This window comes from Vogesella indigofera, assembly GCF_003633895.1.
GTDB classification, from domain to species: Bacteria; Pseudomonadota; Gammaproteobacteria; order Burkholderiales; family Chromobacteriaceae; genus Vogesella; species Vogesella indigofera.
The window spans coordinates 70,918-92,572 of the sequence record NZ_RBID01000013.1 but is presented as its reverse complement, the minus strand read 5'-3'; the positions used below and the strand labels follow the sequence as shown (position 1 = coordinate 92,572).

General features: G+C 65.3%; 25 protein-coding genes and 2 tRNA genes. 13 read left to right on the top strand and 14 right to left on the bottom strand.

The window, feature by feature from the left end:
• Window positions 1-38: 38 nt before the first annotated feature.
• The 7 genes from fmt (at window position 39) to C8E02_RS06550 (ending at window position 7,967) form a co-directional block, all read left to right on the top strand.
• Window positions 39-959, top strand: coding sequence for a methionyl-tRNA formyltransferase (gene fmt / locus C8E02_RS06580; RefSeq protein ID WP_120810174.1), 921 nt, complete (start codon window positions 39-41; stop codon window positions 957-959).
• 57 nt (window positions 960-1,016) lie between these two features.
• Window positions 1,017-1,871, top strand: coding sequence for a zinc metalloprotease HtpX (gene htpX, locus C8E02_RS06575; protein WP_047966618.1), 855 nt, complete (start codon window positions 1,017-1,019; stop codon window positions 1,869-1,871).
• Between the two features lie 84 nt (window positions 1,872-1,955).
• Window positions 1,956-3,203, top strand: a complete 1,248-nt coding sequence (rsmB, locus tag C8E02_RS06570; RefSeq protein WP_120810173.1) for a 16S rRNA (cytosine(967)-C(5))-methyltransferase RsmB — start codon at window positions 1,956-1,958, stop codon at window positions 3,201-3,203.
• Window positions 3,166-3,777 carry a DUF4390 domain-containing protein gene (locus C8E02_RS06565; protein WP_120810172.1) on the top strand — a complete coding sequence of 204 codons (612 nt, stop codon included), beginning with the start codon at window positions 3,166-3,168 and terminating at the stop codon, window positions 3,775-3,777. Before rsmB ends, C8E02_RS06565 begins: the two co-directional genes overlap by 38 nt.
• Complete coding sequence (locus C8E02_RS06560; RefSeq protein ID WP_120810171.1) at window positions 3,777-5,888, top strand: sensor histidine kinase; 2,112 nt, start codon at window positions 3,777-3,779, stop codon at window positions 5,886-5,888. Before C8E02_RS06565 ends, C8E02_RS06560 begins: the two co-directional genes overlap by 1 nt.
• Entirely contained in the window at window positions 5,888-7,156 is a 1,269-nt protein-coding gene (locus C8E02_RS06555; RefSeq protein ID WP_120810170.1) for a sigma-54-dependent transcriptional regulator, read from the top strand. Before C8E02_RS06560 ends, C8E02_RS06555 begins: the two co-directional genes overlap by 1 nt.
• Window positions 7,157-7,208: 52 nt before the next feature.
• Window positions 7,209-7,967, top strand: a complete 759-nt coding sequence (locus C8E02_RS06550) for a HesA/MoeB/ThiF family protein (RefSeq protein WP_120810169.1) — start codon at window positions 7,209-7,211, stop codon at window positions 7,965-7,967.
• A 70-nt stretch (window positions 7,968-8,037) separates the two neighbouring features.
• On the opposite strand, the gene C8E02_RS06545 is transcribed toward C8E02_RS06550, so the two are convergent.
• From C8E02_RS06545 to C8E02_RS06525, 5 genes are all read right to left on the bottom strand, one after another.
• A complete protein-coding gene (locus C8E02_RS06545; RefSeq protein ID WP_047966612.1) occupies window positions 8,038-8,529 on the bottom strand; it encodes a peroxiredoxin family protein in 492 nt (163 codons plus the stop codon).
• Between the two features lie 34 nt (window positions 8,530-8,563).
• Window positions 8,564-8,974 (bottom strand): acyl-CoA thioesterase, encoded by a 411-nt coding sequence (locus tag C8E02_RS06540; protein WP_047966611.1) that lies wholly within the window; start codon window positions 8,972-8,974, stop codon window positions 8,564-8,566.
• Between the two features lie 88 nt (window positions 8,975-9,062).
• Window positions 9,063-9,425, bottom strand: coding sequence for a VacJ (locus tag C8E02_RS06535; protein ID WP_120810168.1), 363 nt, complete (start codon window positions 9,423-9,425; stop codon window positions 9,063-9,065).
• Between the two features lie 13 nt (window positions 9,426-9,438).
• Window positions 9,439-10,278 carry an energy transducer TonB gene (locus C8E02_RS06530; protein WP_120810167.1) on the bottom strand — a complete coding sequence of 280 codons (840 nt, stop codon included), beginning with the start codon at window positions 10,276-10,278 and terminating at the stop codon, window positions 9,439-9,441.
• Window positions 10,279-10,328: 50 nt separating this feature from the next.
• Window positions 10,329-10,793 (bottom strand): Dps family protein, encoded by a 465-nt coding sequence (locus C8E02_RS06525; protein WP_120810166.1) that lies wholly within the window; start codon window positions 10,791-10,793, stop codon window positions 10,329-10,331.
• 78 nt (window positions 10,794-10,871) lie between these two features.
• Between C8E02_RS06525 and C8E02_RS06520 the strand changes: the two genes are divergently transcribed.
• On the top strand, window positions 10,872-11,174 hold the full coding sequence (locus tag C8E02_RS06520; RefSeq protein WP_120810165.1) for a DUF167 domain-containing protein: 303 nt from the start codon (window positions 10,872-10,874) through the stop codon (window positions 11,172-11,174).
• Here the strand turns inward: C8E02_RS06520 and C8E02_RS06515 are convergent.
• Window positions 11,160-11,600, bottom strand: a complete 441-nt coding sequence (locus C8E02_RS06515; RefSeq protein WP_120810164.1) for an FxsA family protein — start codon at window positions 11,598-11,600, stop codon at window positions 11,160-11,162. The genes C8E02_RS06520 and C8E02_RS06515 overlap by 15 nt on opposite strands.
• A gap of 15 nt (window positions 11,601-11,615) precedes the next feature.
• On the opposite strand from C8E02_RS06515, the gene cutA reads away from it, so the two are divergent.
• Together cutA and C8E02_RS06505 are read left to right on the top strand one after the other, a co-directional pair.
• Window positions 11,616-11,939, top strand: a complete 324-nt coding sequence (cutA, locus tag C8E02_RS06510) for a divalent-cation tolerance protein CutA (RefSeq protein ID WP_120810163.1) — start codon at window positions 11,616-11,618, stop codon at window positions 11,937-11,939.
• Between the two features lie 122 nt (window positions 11,940-12,061).
• Window positions 12,062-12,137 (top strand) — tRNA-Lys (locus C8E02_RS06505).
• Window positions 12,138-12,268: 131 nt separating this feature from the next.
• On the opposite strand, the gene C8E02_RS06500 is transcribed toward C8E02_RS06505, so the two are convergent.
• From C8E02_RS06500 to wrbA, 4 genes are all read right to left on the bottom strand, one after another.
• Complete coding sequence (locus tag C8E02_RS06500) at window positions 12,269-13,330, bottom strand: HD-GYP domain-containing protein (protein WP_170152118.1); 1,062 nt, start codon at window positions 13,328-13,330, stop codon at window positions 12,269-12,271.
• A 133-nt stretch (window positions 13,331-13,463) separates the two neighbouring features.
• Window positions 13,464-15,359, bottom strand: coding sequence for a sensor domain-containing diguanylate cyclase (locus C8E02_RS06495; RefSeq protein ID WP_120810161.1), 1,896 nt, complete (start codon window positions 15,357-15,359; stop codon window positions 13,464-13,466).
• 222 nt (window positions 15,360-15,581) lie between these two features.
• The gene (locus C8E02_RS06490; RefSeq protein ID WP_120810160.1) at window positions 15,582-16,553 is read right to left on the bottom strand and encodes a TerC family protein; all 972 of its coding nucleotides are present in this window, start codon (window positions 16,551-16,553) and stop codon (window positions 15,582-15,584) included.
• A 294-nt stretch (window positions 16,554-16,847) separates the two neighbouring features.
• Window positions 16,848-17,441: an NAD(P)H:quinone oxidoreductase gene (gene wrbA / locus C8E02_RS06485; RefSeq protein ID WP_047966602.1), complete on the bottom strand. Its 594-nt coding sequence runs from the start codon at window positions 17,439-17,441 to the stop codon at window positions 16,848-16,850.
• Window positions 17,442-17,485: 44 nt separating this feature from the next.
• Here wrbA and C8E02_RS06480 point away from each other — a divergent pair, with 44 nt between their 5' ends.
• Window positions 17,486-18,712 carry a YihY family inner membrane protein gene (locus C8E02_RS06480; RefSeq protein ID WP_245961089.1) on the top strand — a complete coding sequence of 409 codons (1,227 nt, stop codon included), beginning with the start codon at window positions 17,486-17,488 and terminating at the stop codon, window positions 18,710-18,712.
• On the opposite strand, the gene C8E02_RS06475 is transcribed toward C8E02_RS06480, so the two are convergent.
• From C8E02_RS06475 to ispB, 4 genes are all read right to left on the bottom strand, one after another.
• Window positions 18,643-19,503 carry a DUF3025 domain-containing protein gene (locus C8E02_RS06475; RefSeq protein ID WP_120810158.1) on the bottom strand — a complete coding sequence of 287 codons (861 nt, stop codon included), beginning with the start codon at window positions 19,501-19,503 and terminating at the stop codon, window positions 18,643-18,645. The two genes, C8E02_RS06480 and C8E02_RS06475, sit on opposite strands and share 70 nt — an antisense overlap.
• A 7-nt stretch (window positions 19,504-19,510) precedes the next feature.
• A complete protein-coding gene (locus C8E02_RS17725) occupies window positions 19,511-19,636 on the bottom strand; it encodes a hypothetical protein (RefSeq protein ID WP_272768380.1) in 126 nt (41 codons plus the stop codon).
• 58 nt (window positions 19,637-19,694) lie between these two features.
• Window positions 19,695-19,769: transfer RNA gene (locus C8E02_RS06470), tRNA-Arg, on the bottom strand.
• Between the two features lie 17 nt (window positions 19,770-19,786).
• On the bottom strand, window positions 19,787-20,758 hold the full coding sequence (gene ispB, locus C8E02_RS06465) for an octaprenyl diphosphate synthase (RefSeq protein ID WP_120810157.1): 972 nt from the start codon (window positions 20,756-20,758) through the stop codon (window positions 19,787-19,789).
• 183 nt (window positions 20,759-20,941) lie between these two features.
• Between ispB and rplU the strand changes: the two genes are divergently transcribed.
• Window positions 20,942-21,253, top strand: a complete 312-nt coding sequence (gene rplU / locus C8E02_RS06460) for a 50S ribosomal protein L21 (RefSeq protein ID WP_082133678.1) — start codon at window positions 20,942-20,944, stop codon at window positions 21,251-21,253.
• A 13-nt stretch (window positions 21,254-21,266) separates the two neighbouring features.
• Window positions 21,267-21,542 (top strand): 50S ribosomal protein L27, encoded by a 276-nt coding sequence (rpmA, locus tag C8E02_RS06455; RefSeq protein WP_047966597.1) that lies wholly within the window; start codon window positions 21,267-21,269, stop codon window positions 21,540-21,542.
• Window positions 21,543-21,655 lie beyond the last annotated feature (113 nt).

The following is a 21,655-nucleotide window of genomic DNA, read 5'->3' as shown; positions in this document are numbered from 1 at the left end:
GCGCCGCGTGTCCCTTTGCATTTGCAAGGATAGCCCGAATGAAACTGATTTTTGCCGGCACGCCGGTATTCGCCGCCGCCGCATTGCAGGCGCTGCTTGATGCCGGCCACGACATCGCGCTGGTGCTGACGCAGCCGGACCGCCCGGCCGGGCGCGGCATGAAGCTGAAGCCCAGCCCGGTGAAGGAACTGGCGCTGCAGCACGGCCTGCGCGTGGAACAGCCGCTGACACTGAAGACGCCGGAAGCTCAGGCGCTGGTGGCCGAGGTCGGCGCCGAGGTGATGGTGGTGGCCGCCTACGGCCTGCTGCTGCCCAAGGCGGTGCTGGACATGCCGGCGCGCGGCTGCCTCAACATCCACGCCTCGCTGCTGCCGCGCTGGCGTGGTGCGGCGCCGATCCAGCGCGCCATCCTCGCTGGCGACGCGGAAACCGGCATCACCATCATGCAGATGGATGTCGGCCTCGATACCGGTGACATGCTGAGCATCCACCCGCTGCCGATTGCGGCCGACGACTCTGCCGTCAGCCTGCACGACAAGCTGGCCGCGCTCGGCGCCGACGCCATCGTCGGCACCCTGGCGCAGCTGGACGGCTGCACGCCACAGCCGCAGCCGGAGGAGGGCGTGACCTACGCCGCCAAGCTGAGCAAGGACGAGGCGCGCATCGACTGGACGCAGCCGGCGGCCGATATCGCCCGTGCCATTCGCGCCTACAACCCGGCACCGGGCGCACACACGCTGCTGGGCGGCGAGGCGCTGAAGCTGTGGCAGGCACACGCCGTCGCCGGCACGGCGCCGGCCGGCGAGGTGCTGCGTGCCGACGCCGACGGCGTGGTGGTCGGCACCGGTGCCGGCCTGCTGGTGCTGACCCAGCTGCAGGCCGCCGGCGGCAAAAGGTTGGCCGCACGCGAGTTTGTCGCCGGTCGCAGCGCGCTGGCGGGAACCCTGCTCGGGGCTTGATATTCCAATGCCGATGCCCCCATATCGGGAGCATGGACTGCTACAAAGGAGGACGCGATGGGCTTTAACTGGCTGAAAACCACCATCCTGATGGCGGCGATCGTGGCGCTGTTCGGGATGATCGGCGGCATGATTGGTGGCCAGAGCGGCATGCTGCTGGCCTTGCTGTTCGGCGGCGTGATGAACGTGTTTGCCTACTGGAACTCCGACAAAATGGTGTTGCGCATGTACAACGCGCAGGAGGTGGATGCCCGCACCGCGCCGGAGCTGTACAACATGGTGGCCGAGCTGGCGCAGCGCGCGCAGATGCCGATGCCGCGCGTGTACGTGATCCACGAGGAGCAGCCGAACGCGTTTGCCACCGGCCGCAATCCGGAGCACGCGGCGGTGGCGGCCACCACCGGCATCATGCGCATGCTCAGCTACCAGGAGCTGCGCGGGGTGATGGCGCACGAACTGGCCCACGTCAAGCACCGCGACACGCTGATCTCCACCATCAGCGCCACCATGGCCGGTGCCATCTCGGCGCTGGCCAACTTCGCGATGTTCTTCGGCGGTCGTGACGAGGAAGGGCGCCCGGCCAACCCGATCGCCAGCATCGCGGTGGCGCTGTTGGCACCACTGGCGGCCAGCCTGATCCAGATGGCGATCTCGCGCGCGCGCGAATTCGAGGCCGACCGCGGCGGCGCCGAAATCAGCGGCGATCCGCTGGCGCTGGCCAGCGCGCTGCAAAAGATCGAGTACTACGCGCAGGGCCGCATCATGCCGGCGGCCGAGGCGCATCCGGAAACGGCGCAGATGATGATCATCAACCCGTTGTCCGGTGGCGGTCTCAGCAGCCTGTTCCGTACCCACCCGCATACCGAAGAACGCATTGCCCGCCTCAATCAGATAGCGCGCAACGGTCGCTGACCGGTATCATTGCACCATTATTTAAAACGGCCACCGTTCCCTGTGCGAACGGTGGCCGGTTTCATTGGAAAGAACCAGACTGACATGCATCGAATCCAGGAGTTGGCCGCGGGCATCATCGCGCGTGTAGAAGAAGGGCGTACCCTGACCGAGGCGCTGGGCAATATCCAGCGCAGCGAGACCCTGACGCCCGGCGAGCGTGGCGCACTGCAGGACATTGCCTACGGCAGCCTGCGCAATCTCGGCCAGTTGCGCTTCATCCTGCGGGCACTGGTGCCCAAGCCGCTGCCGGCGGTGGATGTCGAGCGCCTGCTGCTGGTGGCGCTGTACCAGCTGATCCATACCCGTGCCGCACCGTATGCGGTGGTCGACCAGGCGGTGACGCTGGCGCAGGACCTGGCCGCCGGCCGCCTCAAGGGGCTGGTCAACGGCGTGCTGCGCAACTTCCTGCGCAACAAGGACCAGCTGCTGGCCGATGCCCAGGCCGACAACGAAGCGCGTTACAACCACCCGCGCTGGTGGGTGCAGAAGGTGCGCGCCGCCTATCCGACGCGCTGGACCGACATCCTGGAAAAGAGCAACCGCCATCCGCCGATGACGCTGCGCATCAACCGCCGCCACGGCACCGCCGCCAGCTATGTCGAGGCGCTGCAGGCGTCCGGTCGCGGCGCCAAGGCGCTCGGCGACTACGCGGTGAAGCTGGATGCACCGTGCAATGTGCGCGACCTGCCGGGTTTTGCCGAGGGCCGCGTGTCGGTGCAGGACTTCGGCGCGCAACAGGCGGCGCTGCGGCTGGATATCGCCGACGGCATGCGGGTGCTGGATGCCTGCGCTGCCCCCGGTGGCAAGAGCGGTCATTTGCTGGAGTTGGCCGATATTCAGCTCACCGCGCTGGACATCGACGCGACGCGGCTGGAACGGGTGGCCGAGAACCTGGCGCGCCTGCAGCTGACGGCCACGTTGGCCGCAGCCGATGCCGCCAAGCCGGACAGCTGGTGGGACGGCGTACCGTTCGACCGCATCCTCGCCGACGTACCGTGCTCGGCCAGTGGCGTGGTGCGGCGCAATCCGGACATCAAGTGGCTGCGCCGGCCGGACGATTTCGCCGCGCTGGGCCAGCAACAGGCGGCGATGGTGGACGCGCTGTGGCCGCTGCTGGCCAAGGGCGGCAAGATGCTGTACGCCACCTGCTCGATCATGCCGGAAGAGAACCAGCAACAGCTGGACGCCTTCCTGCAGCGTCATCCGGATGCACGCCTGGCCGGCTCCGAACAACTCTTGCCCTCGGCAGACCATGACGGTTTCTATTACGCGCTGCTGGAAAAAGCTTAAGCAACAGCTGCTACTGCTCGCCAGCCTGCTGTTGCTGGCGCAGGCCGGGCTGTGCCACGCCGCCGACGGCATCGTGGCACAGCGGCTGCAGCTGGAGGCGCAGGACGGCGCGCTCAGCGTGGCCAGCCGTTACCGCATCACCCTGCCCGCCATGCTGCAACAGGCGCTGCAACAGGGCGTGCCGCTGACCTTCCGTCTGACCTTCGAGCTGACGCGACCGCGCAGCTCGGCCTACTGGCTGCAGCTGTCGCGCTGGTTCGAGCCGACCGCCAGCCTCAGCTTCAAGCTGAGCCACTACGGCCTCACCGGCCGCTACCGCGTCACCATCGGCGGCCTGTCCAAGAACTACACCTCGCTCGACGAGGCGCTGGCCGCGGTCGGCAGCATCGCCGGCTGGAAGGTGATGGACATCGCCGACTGGTCGCCGGCGGAACAGCAGCAGCTGCGCGGCCGGCTGCGGCTGGAGCTGGACCTCGGCCAGCTGCCGCGCCCGTTCCAGCTCAACGCGCTGGGCGCCGATGACTGGGCGATGGATTCCGGCTGGAACGGCATCGCCCCGTCAGGAGGCAACTGATGCGCTATCCCGTCATCGCCACCGCCTTCGGCTTCGTGCTGCTGTACCTGCTGGCAATTTCCACCGGCAATACCTCCAAGCTGGCGGAATACTACTGGTGGGTGTTCGGCCTCAACGCCTTCGGCCTGGTTGGCCTGCTGGCGGTGGTGGCGCGGCAGATGCTGCGCCTGCGCCGGCGGGTGAAGAGCCGCGAGTTCGGCGCCAAGCTGACGCAGAAGCTGGTGGTGATGTTCACCCTGATCGCGCTGCTGCCCGGCATGCTGGTGTTCACCGTTTCCGCGCAGTTCCTGACGCGCAGTATCGAGAGCTGGTTCAACGTCGAGGTGGAAAACGCGCTCGACCGCGGCCTGGAGCTGGGGCGCAACGCGCTCGGCTTCGTGCTGTCCGATCTCAGCCGCAAGTCGCGGCTGGTGGCACGCGACATCGCCGACTACAGCGACCACAGCCTCAACAGCCAGCTGCTGCGCATGCGCGAACAGCTGGGGGTGCAGGAGATCGCGGTCTACAACCAGCAGGGGCGGCTGCTGAGCTTTGCCGGGCCGGATGACGTGCGCTACCTGCCGCGGGCGCCGGATCCGGACGTGCTGCGCAGCCTGCGCCAGCGCAAGAGCCACGAGATCATCGACAGTGATCCCGACGGCACGCTGGAGCTGAAGGTGCTGCTGTCGTACCGCAGCTATGTCAACGACCAGACCCAGATCATCCAGATCATCCAGCCGGCGCCGGTGGACATCGCCCGCGATGCGGAGCTGATCGAGGACGCACGCGCCGAGTACCGGCAGCTGGTGCTGTCGCGCGACGGCCTGAAAACCTTCTACATGCTGACGCTGGCGCTGGTGTTCCTGCTGGCGCTGACCGCGGCGCTGGCGTTTGCGCTGTTCATCTCCGAGCGGCTGTCGGCGCCGCTGTCGGAGCTGGCCGCCGGCACCCGCGCGGTGGCGCAGGGCGACTTTTCCAAGCGCCACCCGGTGTACCGCAAGGACGAGCTGGGCATCCTCACCACCATGTTCAACCGCATGACGCAGCAGCTGGACGAGGCGCGGCTGACCGCCGACGAGAGCCGGCGCCTGCTGGAATCGGGCAAGCTTTACCTGGAGAGCATCCTCGCCAACCTGTCGACCGGGGTGATCGCCTTCGACTACAACTGGCAGCTGCGTGCGGCCAACACCAGTGCCTCGCGCATTCTCGGCGTCGACTTCGGCGAGCTGTCCGGCCACGAGCTGCAGGTGTGGCCGGTGCTGCGCCCGGAACTGTCGCCGCTGGTGGAGACCATCCTGCGCGAGGCGGCGACCACCAATCCGCACGACTGGCAGCAGCAGATCGACTACCTTGGTGCCCAAGGGCCGCGGCAGCTGGTGGCGCGCGGCGCCATCCTGCCGGAACAGCCGGCCACCGGCTACGTGGTGGTGTTCGACGACATCACCGAACTGGGCCGCGCGCAGCGCGACGCGGCGTGGGGCGAGGTGGCGAAACGGCTGGCGCACGAGATCCGCAACCCGCTGACGCCGATCCAGCTGTCGGCGGAACGGCTGGCGATGAAACTGGCCGACAAGCTGCAGCCGTCGGACGCCGAGATGCTGAAGCGCGCCACCGATACCATCATCAAACAGGTGACCGCGCTCAAGGGCATGGTCGACGCTTTCCGCGATTATGCGCGGGCGCCGAAGATCAAACTGGTCAAACTGGAGCTGAATACGCTGCTGCGCGAGGTGCTGGTGCTGTACGAAAGTAACCCCGCGCTGAAGGTGGATTTAAGCCTGCAAGCCTTGCCAGTCATGGGGGACGCGGCTTTGCTGCGTCAGGTGCTGCACAATCTTTTGCAGAACGCACAAGATGCAATCCTTGACGCTGACATCCCGATGATTCAAATTAGCACCCGACTAGAAGGAAGGAACGTGCTCGTCTGCGTAGAGGACAACGGTGTTGGCTTCAGTCCGGACATCCTTCCCCGTGCGTTTGAGCCTTATGTTACCAACAAGGCCAAGGGGACAGGATTGGGACTGGCCGTGGTGAAAAAGATAGTGGAGGAACACCATGGACAGATCACCCTTGCCAATGCACAGAGCGGCGGTGCGCGCATCCTTCTCACCCTGCCCTTGCTGGAGGCTTAATGCGAAGCAGCGATATTCTGATTGTTGATGACGAGATCGGTATCCGGGAGCTTCTCTCGGAGATTTTGCAGGACGAAGGCTATACCGTCGCGCTGGCTGAAAATGCCGAAGTGGCTCGTCAATTGCGCAACCAGACCCGACCGGCGCTGGTGCTGCTGGATATCTGGATGCCGGATTGTGACGGCGTCACCCTGCTCAAGGAGTGGGCCAAATCCGGGCAACTGAACATGCCGGTGGTGATGATGTCCGGTCACGCCAGCATCGACACCGCCGTTGAGGCAACGCGCATCGGTGCCTTCGATTTCCTCGAAAAACCGATTGCCCTGCAGAAACTGCTGACCACGGTGCAGCGCGCGCTGAAATACGGCGACATGCAGGCCAATACCTCGCTCAATCTCGACAAGATGGGCAAGAGCGAAACCGTGCAGGAGCTGAAGAAGCAGCTGGAGCGGGTATCGAAACTGAAGTCGCCGGTGCTGCTGACCGGTGAATCCGGCGCCGGCTTCGAGCTGGTGGCGCGCTTTTTCCACCAGGGCAATACGCCGTGGGTGACCCCGGCCAAGGTGGAGCAACTGGCCGACGCGCCGCTGGAATTGCTGCAGAAGGCCAATAACGGCGTGCTGTTCCTGCCGGAAATCGGCCAGTACAGCCGCCGCACGCAGCAGGGCCTGCTGTTCCTGCTGTCCAAGCTCGATCGCTTCAATGTGCGGCTGATCTGTTCCTGCAGCCGTCCGCTGCAGGAGCTGCTGGTCGATCCGGAGTGCGACAACCGCATGCTGACCGCGCTGTCCAGCGTGATCGTGCCGATCCCGGCGCTGCGCGAGCACCCGGAGGACATCACCTCGATCGCCGAGCAGATCCTGCACGAGCTGGTGGAGTCGAAGCAGGTGCCCAGCCGCAAGCTGACCACCGCGGCGCTGAACGCGCTGCGCCAGTACGACTGGCCGGGCAACCTGGAGCAGCTGCGCAGCATCATCAAGAGCCTGGCGCTGACCGCCGAATCCGGCGAACTGGACGCGCCGGAAGTGAACAAGGTGCTGGCGCAGTTCCGCCACGACAAGCCGGCGGAAGAAACCGGTTTCGACTTCAGCCTGCCGCTGCGCGAACTGCGCGAACAGCTGGAACGGCGCTATTTCGAGTACCACATCGTGCTGGAAAACGGCAATATGAGCCGGGTGGCGCAAAAGGTCGGCCTCGAGCGCACCCACCTCTACCGCAAGCTGAAGCAGCTGGGCGTCAAGTTCAGCCGCAAGGGTGTGGAAGAATAAAACCTGAATCAAGATCAAGGGAGATGGCCGCGTTTGCGGCCATTTTTGCATCATGACGCAAGAACTGAACGACGCAGCCCTGCTGCGCTACAGCCGGCACATCCTGCTGCCGGAAATCGACATCGACGGCCAGCAGCGCCTGCTGGCCGCAAGGGTGCTGGTGGTCGGCGCCGGTGGCCTCGGCGCGCCGGCGCTGCTGTATCTGGCCAGTGCCGGTGTCGGTCAGCTGACGCTGGTCGACGACGATACCGTTGAGCTGACCAACCTGCAGCGGCAGATCATCCACGATATGGGCACGCTGGGGCAGCGCAAGGTGGATTCGGCGGCGGCAAGGTTGGCCGCCATCAATCCGGACGTGCAGTTGCGGCTGCTGGCCGAGCGGCTGGCCGGCGAGCGGCTGGTGACGGAAGTGGCGGCGCACGATCTGGTGCTGGACTGCTCCGACAACTTCGCCACCCGCCACGCCATCAACCGCGCCTGTGTGGCGGCCAGGGTGCCGCTGGTGTCCGGTGCCGCGGTGCGCTTTAGCGGGCAGTTGGCGGTGTACGACGTGCGCGACGACGCGTCGCCGTGCTATCACTGCCTGTTTCCGGACGAGGGTGAGGCCAGCGACGGGCCGTGCGCCACCTTCGGGGTACTGGCACCGCTGGTCGGTGTCATCGGCAGCCTGCAGGCGGTGGAGGCGATCAAGCTGCTGGCCGGGCGTCGTCCTGCGTTGGGACAGCTGACGCTGTACGACGCGCTGGACGGCAGCTTCCGCCAGCTGAAGGTGCCGCGCGATCCGGATTGCCCGGTGTGCGGCCAACGTTAGCCACTAGCGGCGGCATGAAAAAAGCCGTTGCCATCGAAAGATGGCAACGGCTTTTTTGCGGCCTGCGCGATCAGGCCTTCAGGTTCTGCTCGATCAGCTGGTGCAGTTCGGTGAAGTCCGGCTCGCCGACATAGCGCTTGATGATATTGCCCTGCTTGTCTATCAGCACCGAGGTCGGGGTCAGCTGCACCTCGCCGAAGGCCTTGGCGATGCTGCCACTGCTGTCCAGCGTCACGAAGAAGGGCAGCGCGGTGTCCTTGACGTAGGTCTGCACGTAGTTGGGCGGGTCGTAGCTCATCGCCACCGCCACGGTTTCGTAGCCTTGCGGCGCGTACTTCTCGTGGGTGGCGCGCAGTTTCGGCATTTCGGCCATGCAGCCGCTGCAGCTGGTGGCCCAGAAGTTGACCAGCACCACCTTGCCTTTCAGGCTGTCGGTGCTGGCGGTCTGGCCCGACAGGTTGGTGTAGTGGACTTGCGGCGCCTGCGGCTTGTTGAACAGCGCGAGGTAGGCGACGATGGCGAGTACGGCGATGCCGACCAGTGCCAGTATCCATTTTTTCATGACTGAGTCTGTCCTGTTGCGAAGGCGGTGAGGATCAGGCTTGGTGTTGCAGCCCGGTCAGAAGTTCCCGCAGTTTACCCTCGATCGCCACCGCCTTGTTCTGCTTGCCGTCAAACGCGACGAAGGTGACGTCGGCCTCGGCCACCACGGTGTCGCTGCCGGCCAGCTTCACACACTGGTGGATCACCGCGCTGCGGTTGCCGACCGACTTGACCGCGGTCTCGATCGCCAGCTGGTCGTTCATGGTCGCCGGGTAGCGGTAGTCGATGTTGATATTGACCACGATCAGCGCGATGCCGGAGCTGAGAAAGGCCGGCAGGTCGGCGCATTCCTCGAAGAAGGTCCAGCGCGCTTCTTCCAGGAACTCGAGGTAGCGCGCATTGTTGACGTGGCTGTACAGGTCGAGGTGATAGCCGCGGACCTTGATGCTGGTACTGTGAATCATGATTGCCCCTTCGTGTGGGAGTGCCGTTGCCGGCAAGGTGGTGTCAGTTTTTGTTGCCGTGCCGGCGGTGAGCAGCCGGCGCCGGCGCTTACTGACTATCCAGATCAAACGGCTGGAACGCCTCGCGTGCCAGCGGGCTGCTGACCAGATCGGTCAGTACCGGGTGGATGTCGATGTCGAACCAGTCCATGAACAGCGCCGCGCTGAGCGTCGGCGGCCACAGCGTGTCGTCCTCGCACCAGTCGGCCAGCTCGGCGCTGAACAGTGTGTGGTAGTGCTCGGCGAGGAAATCGGCGGGGTCGACGTCGTCGACGTGCGGGATCAGCAGTGCATTGCCGTTGCGGCGCAGCTCGTCCAGCGCCACGGCCGGGGCGCCGGGCAGGCTGCCCAGCCAGTCGGCGAACGGCTGACGCGGTTTCAGAATGACGACGCTGCGATTGACTTCAAACATGGTGGATCCTGTATCAATTGGCGGAGAGCTGGTTGGCGGTGGTGAAGCTCCATTTGCGTACCACCTCCAGGCTGCGGAATTCTGCGGCCAACGTTGGCGGGAACGGGGCGTAGGGGGCGGCCATGCGCACGATGTTCTGCGCGGCCTGGTCCAGCACCGCGTGGCCGGAGCTGCGCAGCAGGCGCACTTCCTGCAGCGCGCCGTCGGCGCGGATCACCACCGCCAGCTCCAGGCTGCCGTACAGGTTTTGCGCCCGCGCTTCTGCCGGGTAGTTGCGTTTGCCGATGCGTTCGATTTTCAGGCGCCAGTCCTCGACGTAGCGCGCCCAGCTGACCCCGGTGGCGCTGACGCCGAACACCGCCTTGGCCTTGTCCTGCGCTTCGCCGCCAGCGGCATTGGCGTTGCTGCCCAGCTGCCGCGCCTGGCTCAGCCAGTCCTGGGCGCTGCGCGGCGCCGCTTCCGGGGCGGGCGGTGGTGTGGTGTAGCCGGACTGTGCACGGCTGAGCACTGCGGTGGACTCGGCCTTGGGAGCGGCCGGTGCCTGCGTGGCCCTGACACTGGTGGCAGCGGTGGTAGTGGCGACTGCCGCCGGCGCTGGCTTGGCGGCCGGAGCGGCGCTGCCGGCCTGGCTGTCGTGCTGCGCCAGTTGCGTGGCCAGCGGCGGCGGGGTGCTGGCCGGCGGCGTCGCCAGCAGCGTGACTTGCAGCGCCGCCGGCTGCCATGAGGGAATGCGTGGCAGGCCATGCCGGCCGACGGCAAGCAGCAGCAGTAAATGCAGCGCCAGCGACACCAGGATCGCGGCATGAAACAGCGATTTGTCCGGTGGCGCTGGCGTAGGTGTGAAACGTGTCATGGTGAGCGTGCGGTTACACTTTGCGGCAGTGTATCACGCGCGCCGCGGCCTCAGCTTTCCAGCAGGCTGCGCAGCATCCATGCCGTCTTTTCATGCACTTGCAGGCGCTGGGTCAGCAGGTCGGCGGTCGGTTCGTCGTGGGCCGGCTCGGTCACCGGGAACAGCGAGCGCGCGGTGCGGCAGACCGTCTCGTGCGCCTGCACCAGCTCGCGGATCATGTCCTGCGCCTTGGGCACGCCCTGGCTTTCGGCGATCGAGGTCAGGCGCGCGTAGTCGCCGTAGCTGCCGGGGGCGACGTGGCCCAGCGCGCGGATGCGCTCGGCGATCTGGTCGACGGCCAGCGCCAGTTCGTTGTACTGCTGTTCGAACATCAGGTGCAGCGTCTGGAACATCGGGCCGGTGACGTTCCAGTGGAAATAGTGGGTCTTCAGATACAGGGTGTAGGTGTCGGCCAGCAGTTTCGACAGGCCTTCTGCAATGCGGGTACGATCCTGTTCGCTGATTCCAATATCCATGGTGATCTCCTGTCTTTTATGGGTGTCGTTGCAGTATACGCCCGATTTACAATAGCCTTTTTTGACGTGGGGCAGGCCATGAACCCCTGGTTAACTTCGCAGCCGGACGGTATCCGGCTGACCTTGCATCTGCAGCCCGGCGCGCGCAAGACGGTACTGGCCGGCGAATACGGCGACGCGCTGAAGATCAGGTTGGCCGCACCGCCGGTGGAGGGCAAGGCCAATGCCGCGCTGCTGCTGTGGCTGGCGCAGGCGCTGGCGGTGTCCAAGTCGTCGGTGACACTGCTCAGCGGCGAGCGCAACCGCCACAAGATCGTCGCCATCCGCGGCATCGATGCCGCCACGGCACTGGCCCGTCTACAGGCCTTAATGCAGCCGTGAATTGGGATCGACGGTCTTGTCGACGCGCTGGTACTCGCCTTCGATGATGTCGCCGCCGGCGCTGCCATCCGCGGTGGGCGGTGGCGACGGCGGTGCCATGTTCGCCAGCGACGGGCCGCGCCACGGCAACATCAGCAGCAGGGCCAGCACGTCGCTGATCAGGCCGGGAATGGCAAACAGCAGGCCGGCCAGCATCACGCGCAGCGGCCACAGCAGGGCGAGCAGCGACACCTGGCCCTGCTTGAGCACCGAGCCGATGGTCAGCAGGCTGGCCAGCTTGCTGTTACGCATCATCGCCACGCCGAGCAGCACGGTGAACAGCAGCCAGGCGATGGTCCAGCCGCCGCCGATGGCGTCGGCCAGCGTGATCAGCGAGAAGATCTCGGCAAACGGGTACAGCAACAATACGATCAGAAACGCACGCATAAAACAGGTATCCAGATGGAAGTGATCATGGTGCTGTGCAATGTGCCGGATGCGGCACTGGCACAACAAATTGCGGAGGCGCTGGTCGGCGAGCAACTCGCCGCCTGCGTCAATATCATGGCGCCGTGCCGCTCAGTGTATCGCTGGCAGGGCAAGCTGGAAAACGCCAGCGAGGTGCCGTTGCAGATCAAGACCACCGCGGCGGCCTATCCGGCACTGCAGGCGCGCTTGTTGCAGCTGCATCCCTACGAGGTGCCGGAGATCGTCGTGCTGCCGCTGGCGGCCGGCTTGCCGGCTTATTTGACATGGGTGGCCGCGGAAGTTCTTTCAAGCCCTTGACGCAAAAATTGTTTTTGCGTGTGTTTTGCTACGGAATATTGGCGGATAGCACAAATTTCAAATTATCGGCCAAGAAAATCTTGACGCGAAAAATCGGCTTCGGTATAGTTTCGTTCTCTCGGGGGTCGTTAGCTCAGTTGGTAGAGCAGCGGACTTTTAATCCGTTTGTCGCAGGTTCGAATCCCGCACGACCCACCAAGAATACAGACATCAAGCCCAGTCATCAGACTGGGCTTTTTGTTTTTCTGCGCGTCCTGCGGTGGCGCGCTTGCTCAGTAACATGCCCCGGCTGTCCTCCGTACTACTCCTCTTTTCCTGTCTGTCGCCGTCTAGCCCGCCGGGCTATCGACCCGGCACTGCCAGAGCCTGGCCAGTGCCGGCAGGTGGCGCGCTTCGACCGTCATTTGTGCCGGGCTGGCAATACGGCTTGCCGTCGGCACGATATTGGTGTCACGGCCGAAGCGGACGGTCAGCGGCGTGGTGATGTCGTCGCCATGCTGCACCACGATGGCGGTGTCGCCCTGCTCCAGCTTGACGAAGCTGCCCGGCGGATACAGACCGACCTCCTTGATCAGGCAATCGGCCAGCTTGGCGTCGGCCAGCGTGTCGCGTTGCTGGAACAGCTGCACCATCGCGCTCTTGGGCAGCTGCGGGCGGCGGTAGTGGCGGGGGTGCAGCCGCGCCATGGCGACATCGGCGACATGCAGCAGGTGGGCGCCGGGGCTGATCTTGCTGCGGCCGAGGCCGAACGGATAGCCCTTGCCGTTCCACTGTTCATGATGTTCCAGAATCGCCAGATGCCAGATCTCGTCATCGATGCCGACCTCGCGCAGCATGGCGGAGCTGGCCAGCGGGTGCAGGTGCAGCTGCTTGGCCTGCAGCGAGGACAGCGCCTCGGCCTGGTGGCTGAGCTGCTGCTGCAGGTTGACCATCGCGATATTCATGGTCAGCGCGGCGCAGACCAGGGATTCGCACTCGGCCTCCGGCTGTGCCAGCCGCTGCGTCAGCCGCGCCACCAGCAGCGCGACATGTACGGCATGGGCGTGCGCGTAGTGGGCGTAGGGCAGCAGCAGGCCGGCGGCCAGCGTGGCCTCCGGGGCGTGATTGGCCAGCCGGCGCAGGCTGCCGGCCAGCGCGCGCAGCTGCTGTTCGCTGTCGTCGTGGTCGAGCAGGCGGGTGGTCAGCCACTGTAGCTGGGCATAGGCCCACGGCAGCGCCAGGAACGGGTCCTGTTCGTGCTGTGGCGGGCACACCGGCTGCGGGTCGTGGAAATGGCTGCGCGCGCGCGCCTGGCGGCGCTGCTTTTCTCCGGCGCTGAGCCAGATTTCGAGATCGCTGCTCTGGGTCAGGCGATTGCGAACGTAGAGTGAATCTGGCAGGTAGTGCAGCATGACAACGGCTCCGGCGGTGCTGGATCCGGTGGCAGCGGTGGGCTGCCGGTTGCGGTGGCGGCAACGCCGGATCAAGGCGGTGGTGCCAGCGATTATGCCAGAAGCGCCGGCGACCGCCACTGGCCCCGCCGCGTCATGGCGTGGTGTCGCCGTAAAAGGCAAAGCCGTTCTTGCCGGCGCGCTTGGCCTGGTACATCGCCTTGTCGGCGGCATTGAGCAGGGTATTGGCGCTGCTGTCGTGGCGGCCGTCGTAGAGGGCGATGCCGATGCTGCTGGACAGGGTGACCGCCACGCCGGCGATGCTGTGGATGGCGGCGATCTGCTGCAACAGCTTGCCGGCCACCAGCGCGCTGTCCTGCTGCGGCTGCACCAGGTTTTCCAGGATCACGGTAAATTCGTCGCCGGCCAGGCGGGCGGCGCTATCGGTTTCGCGCACCGCGCCGCGCAGTTCGCGGGCGAAGCGTTGCAGCGCCATGTCGCCGAAGTCGTGGCCGTGGCTGTCGTTGAGCGCCTTGAAGCCGTCGAGGTCGAGAAACAGCAGCGCCATGCTGTTGCCGCTGCGGCGGCTGCGGGCCATCGCCTCGCGCAGGCTTTGCATCAGCGCGCGGCGGTTGGGCAATCCGGTCAGCGAGTCGTGGTAGGCCTCGAATTGCAGCTGGTCCTGCAGCTGCTTGCGTTCGGTGATGTCCACGCCCAGCACGTAGAACCCCTGCTGCTGCCGCTGCGGGTTGTAGTGCGGGATCAGGGTGATCTGGACCCAGATCTTGCCGTGCAGGCTGGGCATCAGCACTTCGTATTCGCTCTGCTCGCCGCGCAGCACCTTGTCGAAATGCGGGCAGGCCACCGCGTACACCGCGGCGTCGAGCACGTCGGCAACCTTGCTGCCGGTGATGGTTTCCGCCTTCCAGCCGAACCATTTCTCGTAGCCGAGGTTGACGAAGCGGTAGTGCAGCCCGGTATCGATATAGGCGATGATGGCCGGCACATTGTCGGTGATCATCTTGATGCGGGCGCGGCTGTCGAGGATCTCGGCCTCGTCGGCCTTGCGCTGCGAGATGTCGTGCAGGAAGGCGTTGATCAGCATCCGCCCCTGGCTGTGGATCGCGCTCAGCGTCAGCTCGATCGGGAAGGTGCTGCCGTCCTTGCGGCAGGCGCTGACCTCGACGCGCTGTCCCAGCATCCGCGGCTGGCCGGTGCGCACGAAGCGGCACAGGCCGGCGTGGTGGGCGGCACGCAGCGGCGGCGGGATGATCAGCTCGGCCAGCAGCTGGCCGCCGGCCTCCTCCCGCGTCCAGCCGAAGGTGGTTTCCGCGGCGCGGTTCCAGCCGACCACCAGCCCCTGCTCGTCGATCTCGATGAAGGCGTCGGTGGTGTTTTCCAGCGTGGCGTGGAAGTGTTCCTTCTCCGCCAGCAGCGCGCTTTCGTAGGCGTTGCGCTGCGCGATTTCCTGGTGCAGCCGCGCCAGCGTGGTCTCCAGCTCCTGTGTGCGCTGCTGCACGCGCTGCTCCAGTTCGGCCTGCAGCTGCTGCAAGTCGTGCGCCGCTTCCAGCCCCCACAAATACTGCTCCACCATGCGCGCCAGGTCCTGCAGCGTCTGCAGTTCACCGTCGTCGAGCTGCCGTGGCTGGTCGTCGATCAGGCACAGCGTGCCCAGCGCGTGGCCCGCGTGGGAGAAGATCGGCTGCCCGGCGTAGAACACGATGTGCGGTGCCGCCGTTACCAGCGGGTTGTCGGCAAAGCGCGGATCCTGCCGCGCATCGGCGACCAGCAGCGCCTGTGGCTGCAGGATGGCGTGGCCGCAGAAGGAGATGTCGCGCGCCGTCTCGCTGACGTCCAGCCCGACGCGCGACTTGAACCACTGCCGCTTGGCGTCGACCAGCGTCACCAGCACGGTCTTGACCTTGAACACGCGCTGCGCCAGCCGGGTGAGGCGGTCCAGCTCGGCGGCGGGCGGCGTATCCAGCACGCCCAGGCGCTGCAGGGCGGCCAGGCGGTCGTGCTCGTTGGCGGGCAATCGGGGCTTGTGCATGTCTGGCTCTGGCGCGGGCAAGGGGTCACGGGTTCGGGCGGTGTTCACATCCTTTGTAGGATGTCGGCATCATTTTTGCGAAAAATGTTCGCTGTGCCACGCCAAATCATACGCGAGAGCCGGCCTGCCGCGAGTGGGGAGTGGCGGTCGTGGCGGCGGGGAAGGGTGAAAAAGCCTGCGGCCAACCTTGTGACGCCAAGGTTGGCCGCAGGCACAGCCGGGTCAGGCGGCTTTTTTCGGGAACAGCAGCGAGGCGATCACCGAGCCGATGATGACCACGAACACCACGCCCAGCGACACCGCCACCGGGATGTGCAGGAACTCCAGCATCAGCAGCTTGACGCCGATGAAGCTGAGCACGATGGCGAGACCGTAACGCAGCAGGTGGAAGCGGTCCGCCACATCCGCCAGCAGGAAGAACATCGCGCGCAGGCCGAGGATGGCGAAGATGTTGGACGTCAGCACGATGAACGGATCCATGGTCACCGCGAAGATGGCCGGGATGCTGTCCACCGCGAACACCACGTCGGACAGCTCCACCATCATCAGCACCAGGAACATCGGCGTGGCGTAGCGCAGGCCGTTCTTCATCACGAAGAAGGCTTCGCCGTGGTAGTCGTCGGTAATGCGCATGTGGCGGCGCAGGAAGCGCAGCAGCGCGTTATTGGTCAGGTCTTCCTTTTCCTCTTTTTCCGGCAGCATCATTTTCAGGCCGGTAAACAGCAGGAAGGCGCCGAACACGTACAGGATCCAGCTGAATTCCTTTACCAGCGCCGCGCCCAGGAACACCATCACCGTGCGCAGTACGATGGCGCCGAACACGCCGTACAGCAGCACGCGGCGCTGGTACTCCACCGGCACCTTGAAGAAGCCGAAGATCAGCAGGAACACGAAGATGTTGTCGACGGCCAGCGATTTTTCGATCACGTAGCCGGTGAAGTATTCCAGTGTTTTCTGGTTGGCGACGGCGGGGCCGTAGGCCGGATCATTGGCCAGATACCACCACAGCCAGCCGCCGAAGCTGCAGGCGACGCCGACCCAGATCGCCGACCAGATGCCGGCTTCCTTGATCGACACCTTGTGGGAGCCGCTCTGCTTCAGTGCCAGCATGTCGACGGCGATCATGAGCAGTACGGCCACGAAAAAGACAGCGTAAAAGAAAGGCGATCCGATCGAGGGGAGGGCCTGTTCCATGGTGTTGATGACTCCTTGTGTGTAGAAAATATAAGGCACGCGTTGACCCCGAACGCCATGCGGCGGGCGGGGCGCGGCCATTTGTTGTGGGCGCGGACGGTGGGCTTGTCCAGCCGTTGCGCGTCGATTTGACCGGCGGCCGGGGGCGCGGTTCCGTTGCCGGCGCGGCTTGGCGGGAAATATGGGGTGGAGGGGGGCGGCTGGCGAGGTGAGGCGCGGAGAAATAAGGCGTGGAGCAATGCGGCGGGCAGCGCAAGGTTGGCCGCAACGCTTGCGGCCAACCTTGCGCCGCGATCAGGCGGCCAGCTTGCGCGCGGCCTCGGCCAGGCGGCGGCCCTGGGCGATGGCGAGCTGCTTCTCGTCCTCGCTCAGTGTCACGTTGTTGTCGTGGCCGGCGACATGGCTGGCGCCGTAGGGCGTGCCGCCGGTGCGGGTGTGGCTCAGCGCCGGCTCGGTGAACGGCAGGCCCAGCAGCAGCATGCCGTGGTGCAGCAGCGGGATCATCATCGACAGCAGCGTCGACTCCTGGCCGCCGTGCTGGGTGCTGCTGCTGGTGAACACGCAGGCCGGCTTGCCGGCGAGCGTGCCCTGCATCCACTCCGGCGCGGTGCCGTCGAGGAAGTACTTCATCGCCGCCGCCATGTTGCCGAAGCGGGTCGGGCTGCCCAGCGCCAGGCCGGCGCAGTCCTGCAGGTCCTGTTTCTCGACATAGGGCGCGCCGCTGTCCGGCACCGCCGGCGCGGTGGCCTCGCACACGGTGGAGACCTTGGGCACGGTGCGCAGCCGCGCGCGGCAGCCGTCGACGCTGTCGATGCCGCGGGCGATCATGCGGGCCAGCTCGCGGGTGGCGCCGTGCTGGCTGTAGTACAAGACCAGAATGTCGTGCATGAAGATTCCTATGGGTTAACATTGGCGAATTGCTGGATTCTAGCGTGTTTGATCGGATGATCGTGTCGTTTACCTCCCTGCCCCTGACCGGTTTTGCCCGTTTTGTCGCCGCGCGGCTGGCGCAGCAGCGCGTGCTGCAAGTGGCCGGCAGCCTGACCTTTACCACCCTGCTGGCGCTGGTGCCGCTGCTGACCATCGCGCTGACGGTGATGTCGGCATTCCCGGTATTCGGCGATTACAGCACCCGCTTCAAGGTGATGCTGCTGTCGACGCTGGTGCCGGAATTCGCCGGCAAGGTGATTACCGTCTACATGCGCCAGTTCGCCGACAACGCCGAAAAGCTCACCGCCGCCGGCATCGTGATGCTGGGCGCCACCTCGCTGATGCTGATGGCGACGGTGGAGCGCACCTTCAACAGCATCTGGGGGGTGCGCCGCGCGCGGCCGTGGCTGCAGCAGAGCATGGTGTACTGGACGGTGCTGACGCTGGGGCCGCTGGCGCTGGGCGGCGGCCTGCTCGGCTGGCGCGTGCTGTTCAAGTACACCCATATCGAGCGCTACTCCACGCTGCTGGACGAGGCGCTGCAGTTCGGCGGCGGCCTGCTGCTGGCGACGCTGATGCTGGCGCTGCTGTTCCGCATCGTGCCCTACCGCTACGTGCCGCGTCGCCACGCGCTGCTCGGCGCGCTGTGCACCGCGCTGATGCTGGAGGTGACCAAGCTGATCTTCGGCTTCTACATCGGCGAGATCGCCAGCTACCAGCTGGTGTACGGCGCCTTCGCCAGCCTGCCGGTGCTGCTGTTGTGGCTGTTCTGCCTGTGGCTGGTGGTGCTGACCGGCGCGGTGCTGACCGCGTCGCTGTCGTACTGGGAGGGGCGCGCCTGGCAACGGCGCAACGAGTCGCGGCGCCGTTTCCTCGATGCGGTGGAGCTGCTGGTGCTGCTGGACCAGGCGCAGGGCGAAGGCCGCGCACTGCGGCCGGAAGCGCTGCGGCAGCAGGTGCTGGTCGGCTACGACGAGCTGGGCCACGTGCTGGACCGCCTCGCCGCCGCCGGCTACGTGCAGTGCGGCCAGCGCGAGACCTGGGTGCTGACCCGGCGCGCGGAGGCGATCGCGCTGGCCGACCTCTTCCGCCTGTTTGTCTACCGTCCGGAACTGCGCGAGTGCGACGACGACATCGCCGCCGCGCTGGCCGAGGTGTTTCAGCCGATGATGGGCGAGCTGGAAGCGATCTCGGTGGCCGATTTCGCGCGCCGCGTCGGGCGGAAATAAGCCGTATTGTCGTAGAACGCCGCGTCGTGGTTGGCGTCCCACCAGCCGGGGATGCCCAGCAGCGGCAGCGGCAGCAGTTCGCGCGGGCTGGCGGCAAAGTCGTCGTCGCCCGCCAGCCGTGCCGCCAGCATTTTATCCAGCGTGTCCACCTGTTCCGCGCCATCCAGCCGGAAAAATCCTTCCTCCACCGGCAGCAGCAGCGCCTTGCCGCACCAGCCGATGTGCATCGCCAGCCCCTGTTCCAGCAGCGCGTGGCCGATGACGTGGGCGCCGATGCGCGTGCCCCACGCCGCGCGCTGTTCGACAAACAGCGTGCGCCACTGCATGTCGTGCAGCGCCTGCGCCAGCGCGGCATCGCAATACGGCACGATGACGCCGCTTTCGTCCAGTAGCGTGCCGGCATCGCGGCGCGGGCCTCGGCGGAACTCGTCGCCGTTGATGGCCGCCACCTGTCTTGCATTCATCGCCAGCTTGCTGCGCGGCCAGCTCAGCCAGCACAGCGCATTGAACCAGTCGTGCCAGTTGTCGCCGCGCGTCGGCACCTCGCCGGTGCTGCCGATGTGCATCTCGTAGTACAGCTCGGGGTCGGCGTCGCGCAGGAAGCGCTGCCGCGGCGGCAAAGGTTGGCCGCAGGCGCGCGCGTGTTCGATCAGGCGGTCGAAGTCGGCCTGTTGCGGCCAAGCCTGGCACGCGGCGGCGTCGCGCCAGCGCGCGATGCTGTCGTACAGCGGATGCCCGGGCCAGGGGCCGAACGTGGTCGGCAGATGGGCGAGGGTGGTGCGGGCCTGCATCGCCGGCTTACTGCGGCTGGCTGGCGCTGTGGCCGGCGTCGCTTGGCGCCTGCGGGCGGGTGAAGTGGTTGATGGCGGTGGCCAGGATGATGCCGAGGATGATCAGCAGGCCAAGGCGTTGCAGCAGGTTCATGGGAAAGCTTCCGTAATAAGCAAAACGCTACCGGTGGCGGTAGCGTTGGTGGTGATGATGGTATCCCCGACAGGAATCGAACCTGTAACTGCCCCTTAGGAGGGGGCTGTTATATCCATTTAACTACGGAGACAGCCAATGAAACGGGGGTCAGGCGTCGCGGCGTACCGACAGTCGCGCCAGCTCGGCCAGCGCGGTCTTGTAGTCGCTGTCCGGCAGCGGGGCCAGCACCGCGATGGCGCGTTCGGCGGCTTTTTCCGCCTCGCCGCGCGCATAGTCCAGCGCGCCGCAGGATTGTACCGCAGCCATCACTTCGCTGAAACGCTCGCGGCTGGCGGCTTCCAGTGCCTCGCGCACGGTGGTGGCGGCCTGTTCGCTGCCCTGGCGCATGGTGTAGATCAATGGCAGGGTGACCTTGCCCTCGGCCAGGTCGTCGCCGACGCTCTTGCCGATGGTGCCGGCGTCGCCGCTGTAGTCCAGCACGTCGTCGATGATCTGGAACGCGGTACCCAGGTGCATGCCGTAGTCGGCCAGTGCCTGTTCCTGCTCGGCGCTGGCGCCGGCCATGATGGCGCCGACGCGGGTGGCGGCCTCGAACAGCTTGGCGGTCTTGTACTGGATCACCAACAGATACTGTTCTTCGGTGAGGCTGGTGTCGCCGATGTTCAGCAGTTGCAGCACCTCGCCCTCGGCGATGATGTTGGTGGCGCCGGCCATCACTTCCAGGATGCGCATATTGTTGCTGGCGACCATCATCTGGAAGGCGCGGGTGTACAGGAAATCACCGACCAGCACGCTGGCGGCATTGCCGAACATCGCGTTGGCGGTCTGGCGGCCGCGGCGCATGTCGGATTCGTCGACCACGTCGTCGTGCAGCAGGGTCGCGGTGTGGATGAACTCCACCATCGCCGCCAGCTCGTGCAGATACGGCTCGCCGTAACCCATGGCACGGCCGGCCAGCAGCGTCAGCACCGGGCGCAGACGCTTGCCACCGGCAGAAATGATGTATTCCGCTACCTGGCGGATCAGGACGACGTCGGAATGCAGGCGCGTGCGGATGACCTGGTCGACAGCTTGCATATCGTCGGCGGTCAGCGTGCGAAACAGCGGAGTGGAGGACATTGCTACCGGTTCAAATGGTCGGGAAAACCGCGCGATATTAGCAGACAAGGCCGCTGTGTTGCCATGGCAAACACGTTTGCCACGCAGTGTCGACAAAAATATTGACATCTATCAGGCACTTGCGTATATTTTCGCGTTCTTCGCGCACACTGCGCGCAAGAAAGAATATTAGGAGCTATACGAATGTATGCGGTCGTAAAAACTGGCGGTAAACAGTACAAAGTTTCCGTTGGCGAAAAACTTAAAGTAGAACAGATACCTGCAGACGTCGACAGCCAGATCGTACTTGAAGAAGTGCTGATGATTGCTGACGGTGAGCAAGTTTCCGTAGGCGCGCCTCTGGTAGCTGGCGCAACTGTCCAGGCAACCGTGGTTGCTCATGGTCGTGGCGACAAGATCCGCATCTTCAAGATGCGTCGTCGTAAGCACTACCAGAAGCATCAGGGTCATCGTCAGAACTACACCGAAATCCGCATCGATGCGATTTCCAAGTAAGGGATAAATAGACATGGCACACAAAAAAGCAGGCGGTAGTTCCCGCAACGGTCGTGATTCCGAAGCCAAACGTCTGGGCACCAAAGCCTACGGCGGCGAGCTGATCCCGGCTGGTTCCATCATCATCCGTCAGCGTGGCACCCGTTTCCACGCTGGTGAAAACGTTGGCATGGGCAAGGATCACACCCTGTTCGCCAAGGTTGACGGCTACGTGAACTTCGCGGTTAAAGGCGCTGCCCAGCGCAAGACCGTTAGCGTTGTTCCGTACACTGGTGTTGACGCAGAGTAATTCTGTAGCCACCGGAAAAAGCCCTATCGCACGATAGGGCTTTTTTGTTTGTCCGATTATCGTATTGGCCACACGAGGTGTGAGGCGCAAGGGGCTGCGGCCAACCTTGGGCA

Excerpts from the sequence above, each read along its gene's own strand:
- C8E02_RS06490 (WP_120810160.1), bottom strand. The coding sequence starts at position 16,553 with ATGGAACAGGCCCTCCCCTCGATCGGATCGCCTTTCTTTTACGCTGTC.
- C8E02_RS06545 (WP_047966612.1), bottom strand. The coding sequence starts at position 8,529 with ATGAAAAAATGGATACTGGCACTGGTCGGCATCGCCGTACTCGCCATC.
- cutA (WP_120810163.1), top strand. The coding sequence starts at position 11,616 with ATGGAAGTGATCATGGTGCTGTGCAATGTGCCGGATGCGGCACTGGCA.
- ispB (WP_120810157.1), bottom strand. The coding sequence starts at position 20,758 with ATGTCCTCCACTCCGCTGTTTCGCACGCTGACCGCCGACGATATGCAA.
- fmt (WP_120810174.1), top strand. The coding sequence starts at position 39 with ATGAAACTGATTTTTGCCGGCACGCCGGTATTCGCCGCCGCCGCATTG.
- htpX (WP_047966618.1), top strand. The coding sequence starts at position 1,017 with ATGGGCTTTAACTGGCTGAAAACCACCATCCTGATGGCGGCGATCGTG.
- rpmA (WP_047966597.1), top strand. The coding sequence starts at position 21,267 with ATGGCACACAAAAAAGCAGGCGGTAGTTCCCGCAACGGTCGTGATTCC.
- C8E02_RS06565 (WP_120810172.1), top strand. The coding sequence starts at position 3,166 with ATGACGGTTTCTATTACGCGCTGCTGGAAAAAGCTTAAGCAACAGCTG.
- C8E02_RS06560 (WP_120810171.1), top strand. The coding sequence starts at position 3,777 with ATGCGCTATCCCGTCATCGCCACCGCCTTCGGCTTCGTGCTGCTGTAC.
- rsmB (WP_120810173.1), top strand. The coding sequence starts at position 1,956 with ATGCATCGAATCCAGGAGTTGGCCGCGGGCATCATCGCGCGTGTAGAA.
- C8E02_RS06475 (WP_120810158.1), bottom strand. The coding sequence starts at position 19,503 with ATGCAGGCCCGCACCACCCTCGCCCATCTGCCGACCACGTTCGGCCCC.
- rplU (WP_082133678.1), top strand. The coding sequence starts at position 20,942 with ATGTATGCGGTCGTAAAAACTGGCGGTAAACAGTACAAAGTTTCCGTT.
- C8E02_RS06530 (WP_120810167.1), bottom strand. The coding sequence starts at position 10,278 with ATGACACGTTTCACACCTACGCCAGCGCCACCGGACAAATCGCTGTTT.
- C8E02_RS06535 (WP_120810168.1), bottom strand. The coding sequence starts at position 9,425 with ATGTTTGAAGTCAATCGCAGCGTCGTCATTCTGAAACCGCGTCAGCCG.
- C8E02_RS06515 (WP_120810164.1), bottom strand. The coding sequence starts at position 11,600 with ATGCGTGCGTTTCTGATCGTATTGTTGCTGTACCCGTTTGCCGAGATC.
- C8E02_RS06520 (WP_120810165.1), top strand. The coding sequence starts at position 10,872 with ATGAACCCCTGGTTAACTTCGCAGCCGGACGGTATCCGGCTGACCTTG.
- C8E02_RS06550 (WP_120810169.1), top strand. The coding sequence starts at position 7,209 with ATGACGCAAGAACTGAACGACGCAGCCCTGCTGCGCTACAGCCGGCAC.
- C8E02_RS17725 (WP_272768380.1), bottom strand. The coding sequence starts at position 19,636 with ATGAACCTGCTGCAACGCCTTGGCCTGCTGATCATCCTCGGCATCATC.
- C8E02_RS06540 (WP_047966611.1), bottom strand. The coding sequence starts at position 8,974 with ATGATTCACAGTACCAGCATCAAGGTCCGCGGCTATCACCTCGACCTG.
- wrbA (WP_047966602.1), bottom strand. The coding sequence starts at position 17,441 with ATGCACGACATTCTGGTCTTGTACTACAGCCAGCACGGCGCCACCCGC.
- C8E02_RS06500 (WP_170152118.1), bottom strand. The coding sequence starts at position 13,330 with ATGCTGCACTACCTGCCAGATTCACTCTACGTTCGCAATCGCCTGACC.
- C8E02_RS06495 (WP_120810161.1), bottom strand. The coding sequence starts at position 15,359 with ATGCACAAGCCCCGATTGCCCGCCAACGAGCACGACCGCCTGGCCGCC.
- C8E02_RS06555 (WP_120810170.1), top strand. The coding sequence starts at position 5,888 with ATGCGAAGCAGCGATATTCTGATTGTTGATGACGAGATCGGTATCCGG.
- C8E02_RS06525 (WP_120810166.1), bottom strand. The coding sequence starts at position 10,793 with ATGGATATTGGAATCAGCGAACAGGATCGTACCCGCATTGCAGAAGGC.